Raw genomic sequence first — 23,825 nt, forward strand, 5'->3', positions numbered from 1 at the left:
GCTGGATCCATGGCAGCTCCGCGATCCTCTTCCCGCACCGCCGCCAAGCCGTCGAAGATCCCCCAGGTCTCCTGGCGAGAACCGCGTCCCGCCCCGCTCGTGCTGGTGTCCGGGCCCGAGGAGATCTGCGCCGAGCGTGCGATCGCCGGCATCCGCGACTACCTGCGCGCGGAGGACCCGGCCCTCGAGGTCAGCGACATCCGCGCCGACGACTACGCACCCGGCACCCTGCTCGCCATGACGTCGCCGTCGCTCTTCGGCGAGCCGCGGCTCGTGAGGGTCTCGGGCGTCGAGCGCTGCTCCGATGCCTTCCTGCAGGAGGCCGTGTCGTACCTCGACCAGCCGCAGGACGGCGCGACCGTGATCCTCCGGCACACCGGAGCCAGCGTGCGCGGTAAGAAGCTTCTCGACGCTCTGCGGGCCGGGACGGGCGAGGGCATCGAGATCGCCTGCCCCGCCATCAAGCGCGACGGCGACCGCGTCGATTTCGCCGCGGGTGAGTTCAAGGCCGCGAAGAAGCGCATCCAGCCCTCCGCGCTGCGGGCGCTCGTCTCGGCCTTCGCCGACGACCTCACCGAGCTCGCCGCCGCCTGCCAGCAGCTCATCGGCGATGTCGAGGGTGATGTGACCGACGACATCGTCACCAAGTACCACGGCGGGCGCGTCGAGGTCTCCGCCTTCGTCGTCGCCGACACGGCGATCGCCGGTCGCTACGGCGAGGCGCTCATCTCGCTGAGGCACGCGCTGTCGTCGGGCGCCGATCCGGTGCCGATGGTCGCGGCCTTCGCGATGAAGCTGCGCACCATGGCGCGTGTCGCGGGAAACCGGGAACCGAGCCGTCAGCTCGCCCAGCGACTCGGCATGAAGGACTGGCAGGTCGATCGTGCACGACGCGATCTCGCCGGGTGGAACGAGCGCTCGCTCGGGCTCGCGATCCAGGCGACGGCACGGGCGGATGCCGAGGTGAAGGGCGCATCGCGCGACCCGATCTTCGCGCTCGAGCGCATGGTGACGGTCATCGCCACCCGTCGCCCGTTCGGCGAGGAGTAGTCCGCCACTCCGCTCCGTCGCGTCAGGGGAGAAGCCTGCACGCGTCACCGACACGAAGAAGGCCCGCCCCGCGAACGGGACGGGCCTTTCTCAGCGGTGCTGGCTCAGAGAGCGGCGACCGACTTGGCGATGGCCGACTTGCGGTTCGACGCCTGGTTCTTGTGCAGGACACCCTTGCTGACGGCCTTGTCGAGCTTGACGGCGGCCTTCTTGAGGGTGGCCTCGGCGGCTGCCTTGTCGCCTGCGGCGACGGCTGCCTTGGTCTGACGAACGAGGGTCTTGAGCTCGCTCTTCACGGCCTTGTTGCGCTCGTGAGCCTTCTCGTTGGTCTTGTTGCGCTTGATCTGCGACTTGATGTTTGCCACGTGTGGACGCTTTCTGTACAGGAGTGATTCGGAGTGCCGGCAGCAGAAGAGGGCTGCTGCACGACGGTCGTGAGGGAAGAACCCACACGCAAGCCAAGAAGCAACTCTACCAGCAGTCGGGCGGATCACGCGAAACGACGCCTCTCGGGTGGCGTCCGGAGTCCGACACGACGAGCCGATCGCGGAACTCGGTCGCGCGAAACGCGGTACCGGGTGCAGAATCAGGATCACCCGACACAGACGCCAAGGAGCGACATGAGTTCTGCTTCCCGCGATACCGTTCTGCCCTCAGGTCTCCGCTGGTCCGCGGCGACGTCCGCCATCCAGATCGAAGGCTCTCCCTCCGACGACGGGGGAGGACGCTCGATCTGGGACGATTTCGTCGATGTGCCGGGTGCGGTGCGAGACGCCTCGACGCCGCAACGCGCGTGCGACAGCTATCGGCATCCGGAGGCGGATGTCGCCCTGGTGGCGGACCTCGGCATCGACCGCTATCGCTTCTCGATTCCGTGGGCGCGGGTGCAGCCGGACGGGCGCGGCCCGGCCAGCACCGCCGCGCTCGATCACTACTCCCGCTTCGTCGATGCCCTGCTCGAGGTCGGCGCGACCCCGTTCCCGACGCTGTACCACTGGGAGATGCCGAGCGCGGTGGAGTCCGACGGCGGCTGGCTCGTCCGCGATACGGCCGAACGCTTCGCGGACTATGCCGCGATCGTGGCGGATCGGCTCGGCGATCGGGTGACCCACTGGTACACGCTCAACGAACCGGCGATGACCACGCTGCAGGGGTACGGCACCGGGGCGCTCGCCCCCGCACGACCGCTGCTCTTCCACGCCCTGCCGACCGTCCACCATCAGCTCCTGGCGCACGCGTACGCCGCCGAGGCGCTGCGTTCGCGCGGCGCGACGGCCGTCGGACTCGTCAACAATCACACCCGCGTGCTGCCGCTCACCGCATCGCGGGAAGACCTCGTGGCGGCGACCATGTACGACACGCTCCACAACGGGCTGTTCAGCGAACCCCTGCTCGCGGGTGAGTACCCCGACCTCGAGGCGTTCGGCCTGCCGCCGATGCCCGTGCTCGACGGTGAACTCGCGCGCATCGCGGCGTCGATCGACTTCTACGGCATCAACTTCTACAACCCGACGACGGTGACCGCCGCCGATCCGGCGGGACCACTGCCGTTCGAGATCGTGCCGACGCCCGGGGCGCCCGTCACCGGGTTCGGCCCGGAGTGGCCGATCGTGCCCGAGGCGCTCCGCGATCTGCTCATCGACCTCCATCGCCGGCATCCGCACATGCCGCCGGTGATCATCGGCGAGAACGGCGCCTCGTTCCCCGAGCCCGACGGCGCGGTCCGCATCGACGACGCCGAACGCATCGACTACCTCGCCGCGCACATCGCGGCGGTCGGCGAGGCGATGGCCGCGGGCGTTCCCGTCGAGGAGTACACGGTCTGGTCGCTCCTGGACAACTGGGAGTGGGCCGACGGATTCACCCAGCGCTTCGGCCTCGTGCACGTCGATTTCACCACGGGGGAGCGCACACCCAAGGCTTCGTACGACTGGTACCGCGACGCCATCGCCCGCACGCGCACCGCGGTGGCGATCGAGCGGAGCGTGCAATGACCGCGGCGACGCGGGTCGGCGCGCGATGGATGTCGCTGTTCACCCTCGCCTGGCTCGCCATCTGGACCGTGCAGCTCACGCCCGTGCAGCTCCTCCTGCCGCTGCAGCTCGACACCCCCGAAGACGATTGGATCCGGGGAGTGGTCTCCTCGGGGCTCGTCCTCGGCATCGGCGGACTCGCGGGCATCGTCGCCGGACCGCTCGCCGGGGCGCTGTCGGATCGTGCTCGACCGGGGCGCCCTCGACGGCGTCCGTGGGCGCTGGCGGGCGTGTGGACGACCGCGGCCTTCCTGGTGCTCACCGGTTTCTCCGAGGGGCCCTGGGCGGTCGGTGGGGCGTGGGTCGGTGTATCGATCGGTGTCGCGGTGTCGTCGGCGGCCTTCACCGCGATGATCGCGGACCAACTGCCCACGACCCAGCGGGGCGTGGCATCCGCGGCCGTCGGGTCGAGCCAGGCCGTCGGGATCGTGCTGGGCGTCGGTCTCGTCGTTCTCCTCGGGCTCGACATCGTCTCGGGCTATCTGCTGCTCGCCGCCGTGATCGCGGCGGTCGGCACTGCGGTGGCCCTGCTGCTCCCCGATCCCTCCGCGTCGGAGGCCGTGCGGCCGACGACCCGCGACCGTCGGCCCCTCGCCTCGCTGCGCGATCGCGACTTCGCGTGGATGCTCGCCGGGCGCCTCGTGACCAATGTCGGCAACGCGTTGGGGACCGCGCTGTTCCTCTTCTTCCTGCTGCACGGACTCGGTCAGCCGTCGTCGACGGCGCAGGACAACCTGCTGCTGCTCATCGTCGTCTACACGCTGTTCGTGGTCGCGGCATCCGTTCTCACCGGCATCCTGTCGGACCGCACGGGCGACCGGCGCCGGCTCGCCGTGATCGCCACGGTCGTGCAGGCGGCATCCGGTGTGGCGATCGCGCTCGTGCCGACCTTCGAGATGACGATGGTCGCCGCCGCCCTTATGGGGCTCGGCTACGGCGCGTTCTCGACCGTCGGCCTCGCGTTCGCCGCCGATCTGCTGCCCGATGAGAAGGACCATGCCCGCGATCTCGGCATCGTGAACGTCACGGCCGCTCTCGGCCAGCTGATCGGTCCGGTGATCGGGGCGGGACTCGTGGCGCTGGTGGGAGGATTCTGGCTCGTCTTCGCCGCCGCCGCGGTGCTGTCACTCGTAGGCGGAGTGCTCACCGGCCTCGCGAGGCAGCCGCAGAGGTCATGAGCTCTCGTTCTCGAGGGTCGCGATCGCGAGCTGCAGCACGGCGTTGAAGACGCGAGGTCGCATCGCCGTGACGAGATGCGTGGTGCGCGGCACCACGATGAGCTCGGCCTGGGGGGCCAGCGAGCAGAAGAGCGTCTCGTGGCGGCGCAGCTGGTCGTACTGGCCGTTGACGAACCAGAGCGGCAGTCGGATGCGGGCGACCGCCGCGGCGAGGTCGAGCGCCGAGAGGCTGCCCAGGGCGATGTCCTGCGCGTCGAGCGCGTAGCCGCCCGCGCCGAAGTCCTCGCGGGTCTCAGGGGGGATCGTCGCGTCGAGCACACGATCCGAGAGCCAGCGTCCGCGGTCGGGCAGCGAATCCATCGCGCGCGCGAGCCAGCGATAGGCGGCGAGCCCGGCACCGACGGGCAACGCGGTGCACGACGCCGCGACCAGACCCGCGACCGGTGTCGTCTCCCCGCCTCCGGTGTAGGCGAGAGACAGGATCCCGCCCATGGAGTGCCCGACCAGCAGCACCGGTCCGCGCGTCGCCGCATCGCGGACGGCGGCATCGATCGTGTGCAGGGCCTCGTGGAGCGTGAAGTCCTCGGCGATGCGCGCGCCGTGCCCCGGCAGGTCGACCGCGGTGTGCGCGTACCCCCGCGCGTCGAGGAACGCCTGTTGCGAACGCCACATGGTGGCCGACGTGCGGATGCCGTGCACGAAGACGATCTGGACGCTCACGCTCTCAGCCTAGGTGCGCAGCCCGCGCACCGCACGAGAAAGCGGGGCCGGTGGAAGACCACCGACCCCGCCTCGGATGAGGGAATTACTTCTCCCAGCCCACGTTCTCGACGGGCGAGACGCCGAAGAGATCGAGGCCCACGTAGGGCTCCGGGGTCAGGTTGGCCAGGCCCTCCTTGACCGTGTAGATCGACGGACCGTTGTAGAGCGGGATGACGCCCCACGTGTCCGCGATGATCTCCGGCTCGAGCTTCATCGTGGCGGCAGTCCAGTCCTCCGCCGTCGTCTGCGTCTCGACCTCGGACTTGATCTTCTCGTCGATCTCGGCCGTGCCGGCTCCCGAGAGGTTCAGGCTGCTGTCGGAGCAGTACAGCTGGCAGAAGTACAGCGGTCCGAACGGGTCGGAGTCCGTGAAGCGCAGGGAGAACGCGTCCCAGTTCTTCGTGCTGAAGTCGGTCGAGAAGTCCGCGGGGGAGCGCTTCTCGATCTGCAGGTCGATACCGACGGCCTTCTCCTGCTGCTGCAGTGCCTTGGCGAGCGCCTCGATCGTCGGGTCGTCGCTGTGGATGGGGTAGACGATTTCGAGCTTCACGCCGTCCTTCTCGCGGATGCCGTCTTCACCTTCGGTCCACCCGGCGTCGTCGAGCAGCTTCTTGGCGCCGTCGACATCGAACTTCAGGCCCGCCTCGGCGAACGAGTCCTTGTAGCCGTCCTGGAAGTCGTACATGTTGAGCGAGCCTGCCGGCGCCTCCTCGTAATCGAGGCCGTTCCATGCGATCTGCTTCTGCTGGTCGATGTCGATCGCCATGAAGAACGCCTCGCGGACATCGAGGTCCTGAAGCTGAGGCTTCTCGGCGTCGAGGATGACGATCGTCTTCGCGGTCTGCTGCGAGCGGTACGTGACGACGTCCTCCATGTCCGCCACCTGCGCGAGGCGGTCCTTGGTGTTGGTGCCGACCATGTCGATCTCGCCGTTCTTGAAAGCGTTGATCGACGCTGCGGCGTCCAGGCCGGTGTACGTCACCTTGTCGAGCAGCGGCTTGTCACCCCACCACTTCTCGTTCGGCTCGAAGGTCACCCGCTGACCGTTCACGTCGTACTCGGTGAGCTTGTAGGGGCCGGCGCCCCACTCCGGGTGCGCGTTCTCGATGTACGCGGTGTTGAACACCTCGGGCGAGTTGACAGCGGGGTTCAGGATGCCGTTGAGGAACGGCATCTTGGGCCACGCGAACTCGCCCTTGAAGGTGACGATGACGTCCTTGTCCGTGGCGCCCTTCGTGACCGACTCGATCTCCTTGTATCCGTCGGTCGAGCTCGTCTCGTACGCCTCGTCCTCGCCGCTGTTGGCCTTCCACGTGGTCTCGAACGCGGTGTAGTCGATCGGCGTGCCGTCGTTCCAGACCGCCTTCTCGTTGACCTTCATCGTGATGGTCGTCTTGCCGTTCTCGGTGGTGATGTCCCACGCGTCCAGGTACGCCGGGTTCGCGGAGACGTCGCCCTCAGGCGTCATCAGGAACACCTGGGGGTTGTACCACTGCGCGAGGCGCGTCGTGTCGGCGCTGGCGTTGCCGTTGAAGGGGTTCATCTGCGGCGTGACCTCGTTGATACCGAAGTTCACCTCGCCGCCCTCCTGCAGGTTCTCACGGGGCTGCGGGTTGTAGTCCGCCTGCTTGGTCTCCTGAGGCGTGTTGCCGCCATCGGCGCCGCCGTTGTCTCCGCCCGCCGCACATCCGCTGATCACGAGTGCGAGAGCGCCGCCGAGGGCGATGATGCCCGTCAGCTTCGTGGTGGTTTTCATGGTGCTCCTTTCGCCTTTCGGCGTGTCATAAAGGGGAGGTTAGTTCGCTTCTGTCCGGATGGCTCGGGTCTGTCGGTGAATGGGGCTTAACCGTTACCGGAGCGCCGGTCAGGAGAGAAGCGGCTGAGTGGTCATGGTCTTCGCGTCGAACACGACCCGCTGCCGCGTGCGCTCGACGTCGGGGTCCGGAACCGGGATCGCTGACAGAAGCGCCTGAGTATAGGGATGCTGCGGGTGGTCGAACACGTCGTCGACATCGCCGTGCTCGACGAACTCGCCGAGATACATCACGGCAACGCGATCGGCGATGTGCCGGACCACGGACAGGTCGTGCGCCACGAAGAGGTAGGACAGGCCGAGTTTGACCTTGAGCTCGTCGAGCAGGTTGATCACGCCGGCCTGGATCGAGACGTCGAGTGCGGAGACCGGCTCGTCGAGCACGACGATCTTGGGATTGGTCGACAGCGCCCGAGCGATTCCGATTCGCTGTCGCTGCCCACCGGAGAAGGCGCTCGGGAAACGATCGAGGTGTGCGGGGTCGAGTCCGACGAGAGCCATGAGCTCTTGCACACGGACGTGCGCATCCGAACGGGAGGTGCCGATCGCGGTCATCGGCTCGGCGATGATGTCGGCGACCGTCATGCGCGGGTCGAGTGCGGCCATCGGGTCCTGGAACACGATTTGGATGTCGCGACGGAGCGCGCGCTCCTGGCGCCCGCTGCTGATGTCGTCGACACTCGTGCCCGCGATCACGATGTCGCCATCGCTCTGTCGCTCGAAGTCCATGATCTGCAGCAGAGTCGTCGTCTTGCCGGAGCCGGATTCGCCGACGATGGCCATGGTCTCGCCCTCGCGCACGTCGAAGCTGATGCCCTTCACCGCGTGCACTTCGCCGACCTTGCGCTTGAAGAGAGCGCCCTTCATCAGAGGGAAGGTCTTGGTCATGTTGCGGACCTCGAGCGTGATCGGACGATCTTCACGGGGCGTGCGCGTGAGATCGCTCTCGGGGATCACCGGGATCGGATACACGGGGATGCCGCCGATCAGGCCACCGTCTTCGATCTCCTGCGACCGGATGCAGGCCGCGCTGTGTGTCGCCGCGGAATCGGCCGATACAGGCAGCAGCTCCGGCTCCCTCTTCCGGCACGCGTCGATGACGATCGGGCAGCGGTCTGCGAACGGGCAGGCGTCGGGGAGATCGATCAGCAGCGGCGGGTTGCCCTTGATGGGGACCAGGGGCTGCTTCTCCGATTTGTCGACGCGGGGGATCGCGCCCAGTAGGCCGATCGAGTACGGCATCCGCGTGTGATGGAAGAGTTCCCGGGCCTCGGCTTGCTCGACGGGCTTGCCCGCATACATCACGATGACGTCGTCGGCCGTCCGAGCCACGACCCCCATATCGTGAGTGATCATGATGACCGCTGCACCGGTCTCGCTCTGCGCCTTCTCGATCAACTCGAGGATCTGGGCCTGGATCGTGACGTCGAGTGCGGTGGTCGGCTCGTCGCAGATGATGAGCTTCGGATTGTTGGCCATGGCGATGGCGATCACGACGCGTTGGCGCATACCCCCGGAGAACTCGTGGGGGAACGCCTTCATGCGCTTCTCCGGCTCGGGGATGCCGACGAGAGCGAGGAGCTCGACCGAGCGCTCCCAGGCGTCCTTCTTGGCGAGTTTGCGGTGCACCGTGAGGGCTTCGATCAGCTGGTCCCCGATGGTGAAGACCGGGGTGAGCGACGTGAGCGGGTCCTGAAAGACCATCGTCATGCCATTGCCGCGGATCATCGACATCTGCTTGTCGGTCTTGCCGAGGAGCTCTTGACCGTCGAACACGACAGAGCCGGTGACCTTCGCGTTCTCGTCGAGCAGTCCCATGATGGCGAGTGAGGTCACGGACTTTCCCGACCCCGACTCGCCGACGATTCCGAGGGTCTTGCCCGCCTCCAGATCGAAGGACACCCCTCGGACGGCGTCGACCCGTCCGGCCTCGGAGGGGAAGCTGACTCGGAGGTCGCGCACGGACAGGACGGTGGATGCGGTAGTGATACTCATGCGCGGCCTCCAGCCGCCGAAGTGGGATCGAGGGCGTCCCGTAGACCGTCGGCGACGAGCGCCATCGATACGGTGAGCAGAGTCAGAGCGGCCGCGGGGAAGTAGAACACCCAGGGAGCGCTGGTGATGGTGTTGGCGCCGCTGCCGATCAGGGATCCGAGCGAGACATCCGGGATCTTCACGCCGAAGCCGATGAAGGACAGCCCGGTTTCGGTCATCACGGCGGCCACGACGCCCAACGTGAAGTTGATCACGAGCAGTGAACCGATGTTGGGCAGCAGATGACGGAACACGATCTTCATGCCCCGCACGCCCATATAGCGTGCCGCGTGCACGTACTCGCGCTCGCGCAACGAGAGCGCCATTGTCCAGATGACTCGCGCCTGGAAGAACCATCCGACGAAGATCAAGGCGAGTGCGATGACTCGCCAGTCACCGCCCGCGGTGTTGGAGACGAGGGCGAGGATGAGGAACGTCGGAATGACCATCAGGAAGTGGATCACCAGAAGAGTTGATCGCTCGAGAGCGCCGCCGAAGTATGCCGCCGCCGTGCCGACGATTGCCGAGAGCGCGGTTGTTCCGACGGAAACCGTGAGCGCGATCATGAGCGAGCGTTGCAGGCCGATCGACACCTGCGCGAACAGATCGTTCCCGGCGGGGGTGGTGCCGAACCAGTGCTCGGCGGAGGGCCCAGTACCGAGGTTCAGGAAGTCGAGGAAAATGTGGTCGTACTTCGCCACCAGCGGGCCGATGATGGCGAAGAGAACGAGTGCGATGAAGATGAAGACGCCGACGACCGCTGGACGATTGCGCACGAACCGGCGGTAGTACAGCCCGAACACCGAGGTGCGCTTCCGCTGCGCGATGACGGGGGCAGAGACTTCGGACTCCGGGTGCAGTGTCGGGTCGATCATTTCGGTGCTCATGTCAACTCACTCTCACTCGAGGATCGAGGACCACGACAGCGATATCCGCCAGGACCGCACCGATGGCGGTGAGGACGGCGCCGAAGGCGGCGATGGCCACAACACCATGCACGTCGTTCTTGCTGATCGTGTCGACGAAGTACTTTCCCATCCCGTTCCAACCGAAGATCGTCTCGGTGAGGATGGCGCCGGTGAACACCGTCGGAATCGTGAAGGCCAGCTGCGTGGCGACCGGGATCAGGGAAGGGCGCAGCGCGTGCTTGCGGATGGCCTGCTGTTTGGTGAGGCCCTTGGCGCGCGCCGTGCGCACGTAATCCGCCTTGATGTTGTCGAGGAGGAGGGAGCGCTGCAGAAGGTGATAGCTCGCGTATCCGGTGAACACCAGCGCGATCGTCGGAAGGGTGAGGTGCTGGAGCTTGTCGACGATGAAGGGGAAGAAGCCGTCCACGTCTTTGCCACCCGCCCCCGTGACGTAGAAGACTCGGACGCCGACCCACTCGTTGAAGGCGATCGCCAAGAGAACGATGCCGAGCGCGGCCACGACGATGGGGACGTTCATCGTGATGATCGAGGTGGCCTGACCGATGCGGTCGCCCAGCTCGTACTGGCGCGAAGCCGTGTAGACACCGAGGCCGATTCCCAGGACGGCACCGAGGATGGTCGCGCCGATCACGAGCTCTCCCGAGATCAGTGCCCGATACGCGATCTGGTCGTTCACAGACTGACCGACCGGACTCTGGCCCCAGTCCCAGCGGAAGAGGATCCCGCTGAACCACGTCCACCACCGCTCGACCAGTGGAACCGTGTCGCTGAGATTCAGCGGCTCGAGCATGCGAGTGACTTCATCCGGGGAGAGTGGAGGTCGGCGACCCACGTAGTTGCTCCGCGGGTCCAGGAAAGACCAGGCGAGGAAGTAGGTGACATTGGTCGCCACGACGATCATGAGCAGCCAGCCCAGTGCTCGACGCAGCAGGTACTTGATCAAGGTCGGTATCTCTCTCTTCACCAGAGCCGAACGGGATCACCGTTGCGGATCCGATCAATGTGCTTCACTCCGGACGCGCCTCTTCGCACGTTCCGGTATACCAAAAAGATGTTACGGGGTCGTTTCCTCCGTGGAACTCGGTTCCACGCCGGAGACCTGGGCGACGTTACCACCGGATCGGCGGAATCGGGCATTAGGCCTCCCTCACCGTAGAATCGACGCAACATGTCCCCACGCGCTCTCACTCCGCTTCAGCCTGCCGCGACGCCCGCGACGCAGATCCGAAATTTCTGCATCATCGCGCACATCGATCACGGCAAGTCGACCCTCGCCGACCGCATGCTGCAGATCACCGGCGTCGTCTCCGACCGAGACATGCGCGCTCAGTACCTGGACCGCATGGACATCGAGCGTGAGCGCGGCATCACGATCAAGAGCCAGGCCGTGCGCATGCCGTGGGAGATCGAGGGCGAGACGTTCGCGCTCAACATGATCGACACCCCGGGCCACGTCGACTTCACGTACGAGGTCTCCCGCTCGCTGGCCGCGTGCGAGGGAGCGATCCTGCTCGTCGACGCGGCGCAGGGCATCGAGGCGCAGACCCTCGCGAACCTCTACCTCGCGCTCGAGAACGATCTGCACATCATCCCGGTGCTGAACAAGATCGACCTCCCGGCGGCCGATCCCGACAAGTACGCCAAGGAGCTCGCTTCGCTCATCGGCGGCAAGCCGGAAGACGTCCTCCGCGTCTCCGGCAAGACAGGTGTCGGCGTCGAGGCGCTGCTCGATCGACTCGTCAAGGAGATCCCCGCTCCGGTGGGTGACGCGGATGCTCCGGCGCGCGCGATGATCTTCGACTCCGTCTACGACGCCTACCGCGGCGTCGTCACCTACGTCCGCATGGTCGACGGCAGTCTGTCGCCGCGCGAGCGCATCCAGATGATGTCGACCGGCGCGAACCACGAGGCGCTCGAAGTCGGCGTGTCGAGCCCCGAGCCGATCCCGACCAAGGGACTCGGGGTCGGCGAGGTGGGGTACCTCATCACGGGCGTGAAGGATGTGCGACTGTCGAAGGTCGGCGACACCGTCACGTCGGCACGCAAGCCCGCGACCGACGCGCTGTCCGGATACACCGACCCCAAGCCCATGGTCTTCTCGGGCATCTATCCCATCGACGGCAGCGACTACGCCGAACTCCGCGAAGCCCTCGACAAGCTCAAGCTCTCGGATGCCTCCCTGCAGTACGAGCCGGAGACGTCGGTGGCTCTCGGTTTCGGTTTCCGCTGCGGCTTCCTCGGGCTGCTGCACCTCGAGATCATCACCGAGCGGCTCTCACGCGAGTTCGGACTCGACCTCATCACCACGGCGCCGAGCGTGATCTACGAGGTGCTGACCTCCGACACCGGCGAGACCGTGACGGTCACGAACCCGAGCGAGTACCCCGACGGCCGCATCGGCTCCGTGTCGGAACCGATCGTCAAGACCGCGATCCTGCTCCCGAAGGACTACGTCGGCACGGTCATGGAGCTCTGCCAGTCGCGTCGCGGCTCGCTGCTCGGCATGGAGTACTTCTCGGAGGAGCGCGTCGAGCTGCGCTACATGATGCCGCTCGGCGAGATCGTCTTCGACTTCTTCGACCAGCTCAAGTCCAAGACGCAGGGCTATGCCTCGCTCGACTACGAGCCCGCGGGGCAGCAGGAGGCCGACCTCGTGAAGGTCGACATCCTGCTCCAGGGCGAGAAGGTCGACGCGTTCAGCTCGATCGTCCACCGCGACAAGGCCTACGCCTACGGCACCATGATGGCCGAGCGTCTGCGCAAGCTCATCCCTCGCCAGCAGTTCGAGGTGCCGATCCAGGCGGCGATCGGTGCACGCATCATCGCTCGCGAGACGATCCGCGCCATCCGCAAGGACGTGCTCGCCAAGTGCTACGGCGGTGACATCACCCGCAAGCGCAAGCTCCTCGAGAAGCAGAAGGAGGGCAAGAAGCGCATGAAGATGGTCGGCCGCGTCGAGGTCCCCCAGGAGGCGTTCATCGCCGCGCTGTCGGGCGACGTCGAGGGCAAGGACAAGAAGTAGTGAGGCCGCTCCCGCCGTACATGCGCGGGGTGACGCGGCATCCGATCGTCGACGTGCCGGCAGGGATGCACCTGTCCGAGCGCAGCATCGCGGTCGCTCCGGAGGCTCAGGATGCCGTGCGCACGCTGATCCGCTCCTGGGAGTTCAAGCGTCGGGCGGGTTTCGACGGCCCGGCGTCCGCGCCGGTCGCGAACGCCGAGGGCGTGCTGGCCAAGCGTGTGCTCGGTATCCGATTCTCCGAACCGATCCGGGTGGTGTGGGCGGACGAGCGGGGTTTCGGGTACGAGACGCGCCCGGGTCATCCGATCTACGGAGAGGAATCGTTCGTGCTCGACGACGGCGTGTTCACCGCCCGTTCGATCTCGCGCCCCGCGACCCTCGCGTGGTGGTTGCTGTCGCCCGCGCTGAGGCTGATCCAGCGCCGCACCCACGCGCGGTACACCCGCATCGTCGCCGCCGAGGCGCGCGAGTGGGGTGTTCGTCCAGGCAACCGCCAGTAGGCTGGATCTCATGCGGCGCGGGAACTTCCGAGACGACACGGTGGACTATGCGGCCGTGGGTGCCACCCACGCGCCCGATCTGATGCAGTACCCGCCGGAGCGCAGCTTCCCGGCGGAGGAGTCCTGGCGGATCGGATCCGGAGCGGAGCGGTTCCAGACCGCCGGCGAAGCTCTGCTGTCGTGGACGGCGCAGCGCGCGGCCGGCCTCGCGATCGAAGACGTGCGCCCCGCGCCCGGCCCGGCGTACGCGGGCGTGAGCTTCGATGCCGAGGGCAACCCGATCGCCCCCAGCAAGCGCGACGTCGAGCCCCGTTACGATGCCGAAGGGACTCCGTTCGTGGGCCCGGGCATGACGCTGCGCGTGCGCGGTCGTCTGTCGGGCATGCGCGCGGATGCCGAGTTGCGTGTGATCTCGGTCACCGAGGAGGCTCGACGCATCGGTTTCGTGCTCGGCACCGTCGGCGGCTCGGTCGTCAGCGGCGAGGAGTCCTTCGACGTCGACTGGCGCGAGGACAACGACGAGGTCTGGTTCACGGTGCGCGCGTTCGACGCCCCCAACTCCCTGCTCTACCGAACGGTGCCGCCGCTCGTGAAGCGTCGCCGTCGCGAGCTCTTCGCCCGCTATCTCCGGGCGATCTCCCCGCTCTACGCGACCCCCCTCTGATGGCGGGGCCCCTTCCTCTCGGCGATCCCGCACCGTCCGACGGCCGCCTGCCGGCCGATCTGCCGATCGATCCCTCGGTTCCCTTCTCGGCGTACCTCCACATCCCGTTCTGCCGCGTGCGGTGCGGATACTGCGACTTCAACACCTACACCTCGAGCGAACTGCGCGGCGCCCGTCAGGAGGACTACGCCTCCACGCTGCTCGCCGAGATCGATCTCGCGCGAAACGTGCTCGACGAGGCGGGTGCGCTGCGCCCGATGGACACGGTCTTCTTCGGCGGGGGAACACCCACGCTGCTCCCCGCCGGCGATCTCGCGCTGATGCTCGGCGCCGCGGTCTCGGCCTTCGGCCTGGCCGAGGGCGCGGAGGTCACGGTCGAGGCCAACCCCGACACCGTCACGCCGGAGGTCGCCCGCACACTCGCGGATGCCGGGGTGACGCGTCTCTCGATCGGCATGCAGTCGGCGGTGCCGCACGTGCTCGCCGCGCTCGACCGCACGCACGACCCCGACAACGTGCGCACGGCCGTCGCCGCGGCGAAGGAGGCCGGGCTCGCGGTCAGCGTCGATCTGATCTACGGCGCGCCGGGCGAGTCCCTCGCCGACTGGGAGGCGTCGCTGGATGCGGCCCTCGAACTCGACTCCGATCACATCTCGGCGTACGCGCTCATCATCGAGGACGGCACGAAGCTCGCTCGCCAGATCCGGCGTGGCGAGGTGCCGACGCCCGACGACGATCTGCAGGCCGACATGTACGAGCTGGCCGATCGCCGCCTCGCCGCGGCGGGCTTCGAGTGGTACGAGGTGAGCAACTGGGCCCGCAGCGACGCACAGCGCTCGCGTCACAACCTCGCCTACTGGCGGGGGAGCGACTGGTGGGGCTTCGGGCCGGGGGCGCACAGCCACGTCGCGGGACTCCGCTGGTGGAACGTCAAGCATCCAGCGGCGTACGCGCAGCGGCTGTCGGCATCCGATTCTCCGGCGGCCGGCACCGAGCGTCCGGACGAGGGCGCACGGATGCTCGAACGGGTGCTGCTGCAGAGCCGCCTCGTCGAGGGCATCGCGGTGGCCGACCTGCCGGTCGGCAATCGCGCGAACGTCGCGGGTCTCATCGCCGACGGTCTCGTCGACGCCCGCGCCGCGGTGCAGGGTCGGGTGCAGTTGACGCTGCGCGGACGGCTCCTGGCCGATGCCGTCGTGCGCGAGCTCACCGACTGACGCGGGACCGAGGCGGTCAGCTCCGGGCCGGGAGCAGATCCATTCCGGCGGTGCGCCGCTGGGGGAGCGTGCCGCTCGTCGTGTCGAACACTCGTGTCGTGAGGTCGGCGCCGTACGCCGCCCAGCCGGGTGAACCTGTCGTGACGAACGAGATCCAGGCGGCGTGCATCTCGTCGGCGAGAGCCTGGGGTGCGTCGGCGCCCGCGAGGCGCTGCGCCTCGGCATCCGCCAGACGATCGAAGACGAATCCGAGCTCGAGAGCGTGCGCGGCACGCAGGTCGCGCACCGGACTCGGCCACGCGAACTCGTAGACGAAGGTGAGCGCGGGGCGGGCGCGCGCCGCGCGCGAGAGTGGCGCGCGCAGCATCACGTCGGTCGCCAGCTGTCCGAAGATCTCGCCGGTGGATGCCTTCGGGAACGCCTTCCGGTACTCGGATACGGCTCGGCGCGGGATTCCCAGGGCCAGACGGGCGATGAAGAGCTTGAGCGGGCGGATCTCGGCGAGGGTCTCGGGTGTGAACCAGAGCCGGTACTCATCGGTGTTGCTGCCGATGAGCAGCGGCGTGTCGATGGTCGGCAGGACCTCGTGAGGCGAGCGCGGAAGGCTGTCCGGATCGATCGCGAATTGGAACCCCGGCGCTCCGCCCAGCGGCGACGAACCCGCGGACTGCGCGCGACGCGCCTCCAGCAGCTTCTCGGGAGGGACGGACACGAACGACGCACGATCGGCGCGGATGCCGAGCCGCTTCGCGAGAGCCGCGGTCACCCGCCCCGCCTTCTGCGGCGGCTGCGCCTCCAACGGGCCGGACTCGATGATCGCGCGCGCGACGAGGGTGCGGGAGTCGTCGCGCGCGAGAAGGCCCGCGACGATCGCGCCTCCGGCCGATTCGCCCATGAGGGTGATACGTGCGGGGTCGCCGCCGAACGCGCCGATCTCGCGATGCACCCACTCGAGAGCTGCGGCCGCGTCCCGGAGGCCGAGATTGCGCGGGGCGTCGTCGAGCACCGAGAAACCCTCCGAGCCGAGGCGGTAGTTGATCGACACGAAGACGATCCCTGCGGCGGCGAAGCCGGCCCCGTCGTAGAGCGGAAGCGCCGCGGTGCCGCGCTCGAGCGCTCCGCCGTGGATCCACAGCAGTACCGGGGCGCGCTCGGCATCCGTCGGCGCCCAGACGTTGGCGGTCAGGATGTCGTCACCGTCGATCCTGACCGATCCGAGCAGCTCGCCGATCGCGCCGGGATACGGCGACTGCGGGGCCGTGGGCCCGAAGGCCGTGGCGGGACGCACGCCGGTCCACGGAGTCGCCGGCCGCGGTTCCCGGAACCGGTTCTCGCCGAAGGGAGGGGCGGCGTAGGGGATGCCGAGGAACCGGGATACCCTGCCCTCGCTCGATCCCTCGACGATTCCGGTGGACAGCTCGGCGGTGGGGGCGGTCATGGTCGTCATCCTAGGGCGGAGCCCCGACCTCCGACGAGACGAGCCGCGGGCGGGGTAGGATTGGCACTCTGAACGTCCGAGTGCCAACGGAAGGGAAGGGCGATGGTCACAGAGCGAGGACTCCAGGTTCTCCGCGCGATCGTGCAGGACTACGTCGAGACCCACGAACCCGTCGGCAGCCGTTCCATCGTGGACCGCCACTCCTTCGGGGTCTCCGCAGCCACGATCCGCAACGACATGGCGCTCCTCGAGGACGAGGAGCTCATCACCGCGCCGCACACCTCGTCGGGCCGCGTGCCCACCGACAAGGGGTACCGCGTCTTCGTCAATCATCTCGCCCAGCTGCGCCCGCTCTCGTCCGCTCAGCGAACGGCGATCGAGTCGTTCCTGGCGGCGCCGAGCGATCTCGACGACCTGATGGTGCGCACCGTGCGCGTGCTGACGCAGCTGACGGGTCAGGTCGCGCTCGCGCAGTACCCGTCGTTCGCCCGTGCGCACCTCACCCACATCGAACTCGTGCCGCTCGCCCCGACCCGCATGCTTGTCGTGCTCGTCACCGACGCCGGCGGCGTCTCGCAGCGGATGGCCCCGTTGCCGATCGAGATCGACGACGGTGATGCGATCATGCTTCGCGCGCGGCTCTCCGCCCTGCTCACGGGGCAGGCGGTCAGTGACGCGGCCGACCGTCTGCAGACGCTGCTGGCGGCGCCCGAGGCCGCTCCCGGCGATGCCGCACTGCGGGCTCTCGCCACCGTGATCGTCGACGAGCTGGGTACGTTCCGTCAGGAGCGCCTGGTGATGGCGGGGGCCGCGACGCTCGCGCGTCGCGAGCAGGACTTCCGCGGAAGCATCCATCCGCTGCTCGAGGCGATCGAGGAGCAGGTGACGCTCCTGCGGCTCATGAGCGAGATGGTCACCGACGAGCACGGCCTCGCGGCCAGCATCGGCACCGAGAACGCCCCGTTCGGGCTGGGCGAGGCGTCGATCGTCGCGAGCAACTACGCCGCCCCCAGCGGCACGGCGCGGGTCGGCGTGATGGGGCCGACGCGCATGGACTATCCGAGCAATCTCGCGGCGGCGCGGGCCGTGGCCCGTTACCTGACGCGGATGCTCGACGAAGACGAGACGAGCCGCTGAGCGGCCGTCGACGAAGAACAACGCAGAAAGGCGATCGTGGCGGACCACTATGAGGTTCTCGGGGTGTCCCGGGACGCTTCCACCGACGAGATCAAGAAGGCGTATCGGCGCCTCGCGCGTCAGCTGCACCCGGATGTGAATCCGGGCGAGGACGCGGCGGAGAAGTTCAAGCTCGTCACGCACGCGTACGACGTGCTCAGCGACGACGATTCCCGCCGCCGCTACGACATGGGCGGGGGAGACGGCGCGGCCGGGAACTTCGGCGGAGGTTTCGGCGGCTTCGGCGACATCTTCGAGACGTTCTTCGGCGCGGGACAGGGTGGAGGGCGTGCGCGCCCGCGTTCCCGCCGCGAACGGGGGCAGGACGCGCTGGTGCGGGTCACCCTCGACCTCGGCGACGTCGTCTTCGGTGTGCATCGCGACATCGAGGTCGACACCGCTGTGCTCTGCGAGACATGCCAGGGTTCCTGCTGCCAGGAGGGCACGTCGCCCGTCACCTGCGACATCTGCGGCGGCTCCGGACACGTCCAGCGCACGGTGCGCAGCCTGCTCGGCAACGTCGTCACCTCGCAGCCCTGCGGCACGTGCGAGGGCTACGGCACGACCATCCCGTACCCGTGCGGTACCTGCGGCGGTCAGGGGCGCGTGCGCTCTCGTCGTACCGTCTCGCTCGACATCCCCGCCGGCGTCGAGACCGGCCTGCGCCTGCAGCTGCCCGGCTCCGGTGAGGTCGGTAAGGCCGGCGGCCCGAACGGCGACCTGTACGTCGAGGTCACGGTCAACCCGCACGCGGCGTTCAGCCGTGACGGAGACGACCTGCTCGCGACGCTCGAGGTGTCGATGACCGATGCGATCCTCGGCACCGAGACCTCGATCCAGGGCCTCGACGGTGCGGTGGATCTCGAGGTGCGCGCGGGCGTGCAGTCCGGCGACGTGCTCACGATCAAGGGACGCGGCATCACGCCGCTGCGCGGTTCGCAGCGGGGTGATCTGCGCGTCGGCGTGCAGGTGGTGACTCCGACCAAGCTCGACTCCGCGCAGCGGGCGCTCATCGAGGACTTCGCGAAGAAGGCGAAGGCTCCGGGGCCCCAGCTGGCGCAGTTCCAGCAGGGTCTCTTCTCCAAGCTCCGCGACCGCTTCCGCACGCACTGAGCCATGGCGCTGCATTTCCTCGTCGAAACGTCGTCGGATGCCGAGCCCGGCGACCTCGTGTCGCTGACCGGTGCCGAGGCGAAGCATGCGGCGGTCGTCCGTCGCCTCCGCGTGGGGGAGCAGGTGACGATCGGTGACGGTCGGGGCGTCTGGCTCCAGGGCGTCGCCGAGGAGGTCGCTCCCGCACGAGTGGACGTGCGGATCTCCGATCGGGCCGTGCACCCGTCGCCGACCCCGCGCATCGTCCTCGCGCAGGCGCTCGCGAAGGGTGATCGCGACGAGCTCGCGGTGCAGGCCGCCTGCGAGCTGGGCGTCGACGAGATCGTGCCCTGGCAGGCGAGCCGGAGCGTCTCCCGCTGGGAGGGGCCCAAGGCCGTGAAGGGCCGTGAGCGGTGGGCGACGATCGTTCGCGAGGCCGCCAAACAGGCTCATCGGCCGTGGGTTCCCGAGGTCGCGGCTCCCGCGAGCACGGGGGAGCTGGCGACCCGCGCGGGCGCGGAGCGCGTGCTGATCCTCGACCCGTCGGCGACGACCCGGCTGTCGGAGATCACCGCGGACGACCGCGACATCGTGCTGGTCGTCGGACCCGAGGGCGGCGTCTCGGACGACGAGATCGCCCGGTTGACCGCGGCGGGCGCCGAGCGGGTGCTGCTGGGAGACACGGTGCTGCGCACCTCGACGGCCGGACCCGCGGCGATCGCGGTGCTCTCCGTCGCCCTCCGGCGCTGGTGAGCGCACCGCCGTGCCGGCGGACCCCGCCGCTAGACTGGGAACATGAGCGAACCCTCGATCTTCACGCGCATCCTGAACGGTGAGATCCCCGCAGAGGTCCTCGGTGAGACCGAACGCGTGTTCGCCATCCGTGACATCGCGCCCCAGGCGCCGGTCCACCTCCTGGTGATCCCGAAGACCGCGGAGTACCGCGACGTCGCCGAGATCGCGGCGGGCGACCCGACGCTGCTCGCCGAGATGGTCTCCTTCGCGAAGGAACTCGCCGCGCAGCACACCGACGACGGCGACTACCGCCTCGTCTTCAACTCCGGCCCGAACGCCGGACAGACCGTGTTCCACGTCCACGCCCACGTGCTGGGCGGGGGACTGAACGAGAAGAGTGTCGGTGCCTGAAAACCACGACCAGAGTCCTGAGATCCCGGAACGCCGCAGCGGAGCATCCGCTCCGGAGTCCGTCGAGAAGATCTACGCCGACGGCGTCGCGATGGTGCAGCTGCTCGGTCCGCAGGACCGGCTCCTGCGGATGCTCGAGAAGGAGCACCGCGATGTGCAGGTCCTCGTGCGCGGCAACGAGATCACGCTCAGCGGTTCGGCATCGGCGGTCGCCGCGGCGAAGACGCTCGTCGAGGAGCTGCTCCAGATGACCCGGGGCGGCGCCGATCTGGCTCCGAGCGACGTCACCAGCTCCGCCCGGATGCTCCGCGACGGGGGACCTCGTCCGAGCGAGGTGCTCGGCGAGGCGATCCTGTCGACCCGCGGCAAGGTCATCCGCCCGAAGACTCTCGGGCAGAAGGAGTACGTCGACGCGATCGAGGAGAACACGATCGTCTTCGGCATCGGTCCCGCCGGAACGGGCAAGACCTACCTGGCGATGGCCAAAGCGGTGCAGGCACTGCAGCGCAAGGAGGTCACGCGGATCATCCTCACCCGCCCCGCCGTCGAGGCGGGCGAGCGCCTGGGCTTCCTGCCCGGCACCCTGACCGACAAGATCGACCCCTACCTGCGACCGCTCTACGACGCGCTCAACGAGATGATGGACCCGGAGATCGTGCCGCGGCTCATGGCCACGGGAACGATCGAGGTCGCGCCGCTCGCCTACATGCGCGGTCGCACGCTCAACGACTCGTTCGTGGTGCTCGACGAGGCGCAGAACACCACCCCCGAGCAGATGAAGATGTTCCTGACGCGTCTCGGGTTCGGCACGAAGATGGTCGTCACCGGCGACATCACCCAGGTCGACCTCCCGCAGGGCTCGTCCGGTCTGCGCATGGTGACCCGCGTGCTCGGCGACATCGACGACATCCATTTCTCCCGACTGACCAGCGACGACGTGGTGCGCCACTCGCTCGTCGGCCGCATCGTCGACGCCTACAGCGAGTACGACGAGAAGCGCACGGCGCAGCGGTTCGAGCGCGAGCAGGCCGCCGAGTTCGCGAACCGCGCCGACCGACGTGGCGCGCAACGACCCGGTCCCCGTGACCGCATGCCGAAACGAGGACTCTCATGATCGAGATCAACAACGAGTCGGCGATCGACGTCGACGAGACCGTGCTGCAGCGGTTGACCGACCACAACCTCGCTCAACTGCACGTGAGTGCGGATGCCGAGGTCGCGATCGTTCTCGTCGACGAGGGCGCCATGGAAGCGCTGCACGTGCAGTGGATGGACGAGCCCGGTCCCACCGATGTGCTCAGCTTCCCGATGGACGAACTGCGCCCCGGCACCGAGGATCGTCCGACCGCTCCCGGTCTGCTCGGAGACATCGTGCTCTGCCCGCAGGTCGCCGAGACTCAGGCCCAGGCCGCCGGGCACACCCTGATGGACGAGCTCATCCTGCTCACCACGCACGGCCTGCTCCACCTGCTCGGCTACGACCACGCCGAGCCCGATGAGGAGCGTGAGATGTTCGGCCTGCAGAAGGAGCTCATCCAGAGCTTCGCCGCGGCCGAGCGTCGGCGATGACGCTCGTCGCCGTCTCCCTCCTCGCCGCCGCCGTCCTCCTCGTCGCCTTCGGCGGCTTGATGTCGGCGATCGACGCCGCGTTCAGCGTGCGGTCGCGCGCCGACCTCGAGGAGATGGGCACCGAGGGGCGCAACGCCGCTCAGCTCGCGCGCATCGCCGCCGATCCCGACGCCCACGTCAACTCCGTCGCCTTCATCCGCGTGCTCGCCGAGGTGACGGCGGCCGTGCTCGTCACGGTCGCGTTCACCTCGCTGTTCGACAACATCTGGTGGGCGATGCTCGCCGCCGCCGTGCTCATGACCGGCATCACGTTCGTGCTGGTCGGTGCGAGCCCGCGCACGGTCGGACGTCACCGCGCCGACGGGCTGCTGCGTGCGAACGCCCCGATCGTGCGCGGCCTGCGCATCATCCTGGGCCCGATCGCGCAGGGGCTCGTCCTCCTCGGCAACCGCGTGACGCCGGGCGCCGGACGCAGCTCCTTCTCGTCCGAGGAGCAACTGCTCAGCATGGTCGACGAGGCGGCGTCGAACGACCTCATCGAGGCCGACGACCGCGACCTCATCCACTCCGTGTTCGACTTCACCGACCAGTTCGTGCGCGCCGTCATGGTGCCGCGCACCGAGATGGTCACCGTCGATGCCACGGCGTCGACCAGCGAGGCGATGGAACTCTTCCTCAACCGAGGGGTGTCGCGCATGCCCGTGGTCGACGACGAGGCGGACGACGTCGTGGGCGTGCTCTACCTCAAGGACCTCGTGCAGTTCGCCTACCGTGACGAGGGTGCCTGGCGCGGAGCGTCCATCCGCCCCATTTCGCGGCCTGCGACCTTCGTTCCCGAGTCGATGCGCGCCGAGACGCTCCTGCAGCAGATGAAGCGCGATGCGGTGCACGTCTGCCTGGTGATCGACGAGCACGGCGGGATCTCGGGACTCGTGACGCTCGAGGACCTCATCGAGGAACTCGTCGGTGAGATATCGGACGAGTACGATCGGGTATCCGCCGAATTCTTCGACCTGGGCGACGGGCGCTACCGCGTGAGCTCCCGCCTCTCGCTCGAGGACGTGGGCGATCTGTTCGGGCTCGAACTGGAGGACGAGGACGTCGACTCGATCGGCGGCCTCCTCGGCAAGGCGCTCGGGCAGGTTCCGCAGCCCGGTGCGACGGCCGTCGTCGACGGGCTCGTTCTGACGGGCGGCGCGTCCCGAGGACGCGGCAGAGGGATCGCCACGGTGTTCGTGGAGAGAGCAGCGCGTGGCGAGGATGCTGCGGACGACGAAGGAGAACGACACGATGACTGAGCAGAACCGAAGCGGGTTCGTGACCTTCGTCGGCCGACCGAACGTCGGGAAGTCGACTCTCACGAACGCCCTGGTCGGCGAGAAGATCGCGATCACCAGCGAGAAGCCGCAGACGACCCGGCGCGCGATCCGCGGCATCCTCAACCGCCCCGACGGCCAGCTCGTGATCGTCGACACCCCCGGCATCCACAAGCCGCGGACGCTCCTCGGCGAGCGTCTGAACGATCTCGTCGAGCAGGTGCTCGGCGACGTCGACGTGATCGGCTTCTGCGTCCCGGCCACCGAGAAGATCGGCCCGGGCGATCGGCGGATCGCCGCCTCGCTCGACGGATACCCGCGCGCGAAGAAGGTCGCGATCGTCACGAAGACGGATGCCGCGGGACGCGACGAGATCACCGAGCGCCTTCTCGAGGTCGATGCGCTGCGCGAGGACTGGGCGGCTGTGGTCCCGCTCTCGGCGCTCACGCGCGATCAGCTCGACGTGCTCTCGGATCAGATCCTGGCCCTCATGCCCACGGGGCCGGCGCTGTACCCCGAGGGCATCACGACCGACGAGTCGCAGGACGACCGGATCGCGGAGTACATCCGCGAGGCCGCGCTCGAGGGTGTGCGCGATGAACTGCCGCACTCGATCGCGGTGGTCGTCGACGAGGTGGCCCCGCGTGAGGGCAGCGACCTCACCGATGTGCACGCATCGATCATCGTCGAGCGAGACAGTCAGAAGGCGATCATCATCGGGCACAAGGGCAAGCGCCTACGTGACGTGGGTGCGCGCGCCCGCGCGCAGGTCGAGGAGCTCCTCGGCACCCGCGTGTTCCTCGCCCTCCACGTGAAGGTCGCGAAGGAGTGGCAGCGCGACCCGAAGCAGCTGGGCCGGCTCGGATTCTGACATGATTTCCCGAGG

Annotated in this window: 22 protein-coding genes; 15 read left to right on the forward strand and 7 right to left on the reverse strand. The window is 68.2% G+C overall.

Annotation, left to right across the window (positions count from 1 at the left end):
• The first annotated feature begins 9 nt into the window (after nt 1-9).
• A complete protein-coding gene (holA, locus tag WFJ97_RS00980; protein WP_336640179.1) occupies nt 10-1,050 on the forward strand; it encodes a DNA polymerase III subunit delta in 1,041 nt (346 codons plus the stop codon).
• Nucleotides 1,051-1,154: 104 nt separating this feature from the next.
• Here holA and rpsT read toward each other — a convergent pair whose 3' ends face one another.
• Nucleotides 1,155-1,415 (reverse strand): 30S ribosomal protein S20, encoded by a 261-nt coding sequence (rpsT, locus tag WFJ97_RS00985; RefSeq protein WP_247622209.1) that lies wholly within the window; start codon nt 1,413-1,415, stop codon nt 1,155-1,157.
• A 255-nt stretch (nt 1,416-1,670) separates the two neighbouring features.
• On the opposite strand from rpsT, the gene WFJ97_RS00990 reads away from it, so the two are divergent.
• Entirely contained in the window at nt 1,671-3,044 is a 1,374-nt protein-coding gene (locus WFJ97_RS00990; RefSeq protein ID WP_336640180.1) for a glycoside hydrolase family 1 protein, read from the forward strand.
• Nucleotides 3,041-4,261 carry an MFS transporter gene (locus tag WFJ97_RS00995; protein ID WP_336640181.1) on the forward strand — a complete coding sequence of 407 codons (1,221 nt, stop codon included), beginning with the start codon at nt 3,041-3,043 and terminating at the stop codon, nt 4,259-4,261. The genes WFJ97_RS00990 and WFJ97_RS00995 overlap by 4 nt, the downstream gene beginning before the upstream one ends.
• On the opposite strand, the gene WFJ97_RS01000 is transcribed toward WFJ97_RS00995, so the two are convergent.
• The 5 genes from WFJ97_RS01000 to WFJ97_RS01020 all read right to left on the reverse strand — a co-directional run bounded on the left by WFJ97_RS01000 (nt 4,256) and on the right by WFJ97_RS01020 (nt 10,742).
• Nucleotides 4,256-4,981, reverse strand: a complete 726-nt coding sequence (locus WFJ97_RS01000; RefSeq protein ID WP_336640182.1) for an alpha/beta fold hydrolase — start codon at nt 4,979-4,981, stop codon at nt 4,256-4,258. The two genes, WFJ97_RS00995 and WFJ97_RS01000, sit on opposite strands and share 6 nt — an antisense overlap.
• Before the next feature lie 85 nt (nt 4,982-5,066).
• Nucleotides 5,067-6,779 (reverse strand): ABC transporter family substrate-binding protein, encoded by a 1,713-nt coding sequence (locus WFJ97_RS01005; protein WP_336640183.1) that lies wholly within the window; start codon nt 6,777-6,779, stop codon nt 5,067-5,069.
• 108 nt (nt 6,780-6,887) lie between these two features.
• Nucleotides 6,888-8,831, reverse strand: a complete 1,944-nt coding sequence (locus tag WFJ97_RS01010; protein ID WP_336640184.1) for an ABC transporter ATP-binding protein — start codon at nt 8,829-8,831, stop codon at nt 6,888-6,890.
• On the reverse strand, nt 8,828-9,757 hold the full coding sequence (locus WFJ97_RS01015) for an ABC transporter permease (RefSeq protein ID WP_336640185.1): 930 nt from the start codon (nt 9,755-9,757) through the stop codon (nt 8,828-8,830). The genes WFJ97_RS01010 and WFJ97_RS01015 overlap by 4 nt, the downstream gene beginning before the upstream one ends.
• A gap of 1 nt (nt 9,758) precedes the next feature.
• Entirely contained in the window at nt 9,759-10,742 is a 984-nt protein-coding gene (locus WFJ97_RS01020; protein WP_336640186.1) for an ABC transporter permease, read from the reverse strand.
• 225 nt (nt 10,743-10,967) lie between these two features.
• Here WFJ97_RS01020 and lepA point away from each other — a divergent pair, with 225 nt between their 5' ends.
• From lepA to hemW, 4 genes are read left to right on the forward strand one after another with little or no spacing between them, the layout of a single operon-like run.
• Nucleotides 10,968-12,821 carry a translation elongation factor 4 gene (lepA, locus tag WFJ97_RS01025; protein WP_247622217.1) on the forward strand — a complete coding sequence of 618 codons (1,854 nt, stop codon included), beginning with the start codon at nt 10,968-10,970 and terminating at the stop codon, nt 12,819-12,821.
• Nucleotides 12,821-13,321: a DUF1990 family protein gene (locus tag WFJ97_RS01030; protein WP_336640187.1), complete on the forward strand. Its 501-nt coding sequence runs from the start codon at nt 12,821-12,823 to the stop codon at nt 13,319-13,321. The genes lepA and WFJ97_RS01030 overlap by 1 nt, the downstream gene beginning before the upstream one ends.
• A gap of 10 nt (nt 13,322-13,331) precedes the next feature.
• Nucleotides 13,332-13,985 (forward strand): DUF1990 family protein, encoded by a 654-nt coding sequence (locus tag WFJ97_RS01035; protein WP_247622219.1) that lies wholly within the window; start codon nt 13,332-13,334, stop codon nt 13,983-13,985.
• Nucleotides 13,985-15,202, forward strand: a complete 1,218-nt coding sequence (gene hemW / locus WFJ97_RS01040; protein WP_336640188.1) for a radical SAM family heme chaperone HemW — start codon at nt 13,985-13,987, stop codon at nt 15,200-15,202. The genes WFJ97_RS01035 and hemW overlap by 1 nt, the downstream gene beginning before the upstream one ends.
• A gap of 16 nt (nt 15,203-15,218) precedes the next feature.
• On the opposite strand, the gene WFJ97_RS01045 is transcribed toward hemW, so the two are convergent.
• A complete protein-coding gene (locus WFJ97_RS01045; RefSeq protein ID WP_336640189.1) occupies nt 15,219-16,640 on the reverse strand; it encodes a carboxylesterase/lipase family protein in 1,422 nt (473 codons plus the stop codon).
• Nucleotides 16,641-16,742: 102 nt separating this feature from the next.
• Between WFJ97_RS01045 and hrcA the strand changes: the two genes are divergently transcribed.
• The 8 genes from hrcA (at nt 16,743) to era (ending at nt 23,810) form a co-directional block, all read left to right on the forward strand.
• Nucleotides 16,743-17,777, forward strand: a complete 1,035-nt coding sequence (gene hrcA / locus WFJ97_RS01050) for a heat-inducible transcriptional repressor HrcA (protein WP_247622222.1) — start codon at nt 16,743-16,745, stop codon at nt 17,775-17,777.
• A 36-nt stretch (nt 17,778-17,813) separates the two neighbouring features.
• Nucleotides 17,814-18,929 (forward strand): molecular chaperone DnaJ, encoded by a 1,116-nt coding sequence (dnaJ, locus tag WFJ97_RS01055; RefSeq protein WP_336640190.1) that lies wholly within the window; start codon nt 17,814-17,816, stop codon nt 18,927-18,929.
• Between the two features lie 3 nt (nt 18,930-18,932).
• Nucleotides 18,933-19,661, forward strand: a complete 729-nt coding sequence (locus tag WFJ97_RS01060; RefSeq protein ID WP_336640191.1) for a 16S rRNA (uracil(1498)-N(3))-methyltransferase — start codon at nt 18,933-18,935, stop codon at nt 19,659-19,661.
• Nucleotides 19,662-19,703: 42 nt separating this feature from the next.
• A complete protein-coding gene (locus WFJ97_RS01065) occupies nt 19,704-20,054 on the forward strand; it encodes a histidine triad nucleotide-binding protein (RefSeq protein ID WP_247622225.1) in 351 nt (116 codons plus the stop codon).
• A gap of 91 nt (nt 20,055-20,145) precedes the next feature.
• A complete protein-coding gene (locus tag WFJ97_RS01070; protein ID WP_247624677.1) occupies nt 20,146-21,168 on the forward strand; it encodes a PhoH family protein in 1,023 nt (340 codons plus the stop codon).
• Nucleotides 21,165-21,623 (forward strand): rRNA maturation RNase YbeY, encoded by a 459-nt coding sequence (gene ybeY, locus WFJ97_RS01075; RefSeq protein WP_247622226.1) that lies wholly within the window; start codon nt 21,165-21,167, stop codon nt 21,621-21,623. The genes WFJ97_RS01070 and ybeY overlap by 4 nt, the downstream gene beginning before the upstream one ends.
• The gene (locus tag WFJ97_RS01080) at nt 21,620-22,921 is read left to right on the forward strand and encodes a hemolysin family protein (protein WP_247622227.1); all 1,302 of its coding nucleotides are present in this window, start codon (nt 21,620-21,622) and stop codon (nt 22,919-22,921) included. The genes ybeY and WFJ97_RS01080 overlap by 4 nt, the downstream gene beginning before the upstream one ends.
• Nucleotides 22,914-23,810 carry a GTPase Era gene (gene era, locus WFJ97_RS01085; protein WP_247622228.1) on the forward strand — a complete coding sequence of 299 codons (897 nt, stop codon included), beginning with the start codon at nt 22,914-22,916 and terminating at the stop codon, nt 23,808-23,810. Before WFJ97_RS01080 ends, era begins: the two co-directional genes overlap by 8 nt.
• The last annotated feature ends 15 nt before the right edge of the window (nt 23,811-23,825 follow it).

It is taken from the genome of Microbacterium sp. USHLN272 (assembly GCF_037149655.1).
GTDB lineage: Bacteria > Actinomycetota > Actinomycetes > Actinomycetales > Microbacteriaceae > Microbacterium > Microbacterium galbinum.

Excerpts from the sequence above, each read along its gene's own strand:
- holA (WP_336640179.1), top strand. The coding sequence starts at position 10 with ATGGCAGCTCCGCGATCCTCTTCCCGCACCGCCGCCAAGCCGTCGAAG.
- WFJ97_RS00990 (WP_336640180.1), top strand. The coding sequence starts at position 1,671 with ATGAGTTCTGCTTCCCGCGATACCGTTCTGCCCTCAGGTCTCCGCTGG.
- WFJ97_RS00995 (WP_336640181.1), top strand. The coding sequence starts at position 3,041 with ATGACCGCGGCGACGCGGGTCGGCGCGCGATGGATGTCGCTGTTCACC.
- WFJ97_RS01005 (WP_336640183.1), bottom strand. The coding sequence starts at position 6,779 with ATGAAAACCACCACGAAGCTGACGGGCATCATCGCCCTCGGCGGCGCT.
- WFJ97_RS01010 (WP_336640184.1), bottom strand. The coding sequence starts at position 8,831 with ATGAGTATCACTACCGCATCCACCGTCCTGTCCGTGCGCGACCTCCGA.
- WFJ97_RS01015 (WP_336640185.1), bottom strand. The coding sequence starts at position 9,757 with ATGAGCACCGAAATGATCGACCCGACACTGCACCCGGAGTCCGAAGTC.
- lepA (WP_247622217.1), top strand. The coding sequence starts at position 10,968 with ATGTCCCCACGCGCTCTCACTCCGCTTCAGCCTGCCGCGACGCCCGCG.
- WFJ97_RS01035 (WP_247622219.1), top strand. The coding sequence starts at position 13,332 with ATGCGGCGCGGGAACTTCCGAGACGACACGGTGGACTATGCGGCCGTG.
- hemW (WP_336640188.1), top strand. The coding sequence starts at position 13,985 with ATGGCGGGGCCCCTTCCTCTCGGCGATCCCGCACCGTCCGACGGCCGC.
- WFJ97_RS01045 (WP_336640189.1), bottom strand. The coding sequence starts at position 16,640 with ATGACCGCCCCCACCGCCGAGCTGTCCACCGGAATCGTCGAGGGATCG.
- hrcA (WP_247622222.1), top strand. The coding sequence starts at position 16,743 with ATGGTCACAGAGCGAGGACTCCAGGTTCTCCGCGCGATCGTGCAGGAC.
- WFJ97_RS01060 (WP_336640191.1), top strand. The coding sequence starts at position 18,933 with ATGGCGCTGCATTTCCTCGTCGAAACGTCGTCGGATGCCGAGCCCGGC.
- WFJ97_RS01065 (WP_247622225.1), top strand. The coding sequence starts at position 19,704 with ATGAGCGAACCCTCGATCTTCACGCGCATCCTGAACGGTGAGATCCCC.
- WFJ97_RS01070 (WP_247624677.1), top strand. The coding sequence starts at position 20,146 with ATGGTGCAGCTGCTCGGTCCGCAGGACCGGCTCCTGCGGATGCTCGAG.
- ybeY (WP_247622226.1), top strand. The coding sequence starts at position 21,165 with ATGATCGAGATCAACAACGAGTCGGCGATCGACGTCGACGAGACCGTG.
- WFJ97_RS01080 (WP_247622227.1), top strand. The coding sequence starts at position 21,620 with ATGACGCTCGTCGCCGTCTCCCTCCTCGCCGCCGCCGTCCTCCTCGTC.
- era (WP_247622228.1), top strand. The coding sequence starts at position 22,914 with ATGACTGAGCAGAACCGAAGCGGGTTCGTGACCTTCGTCGGCCGACCG.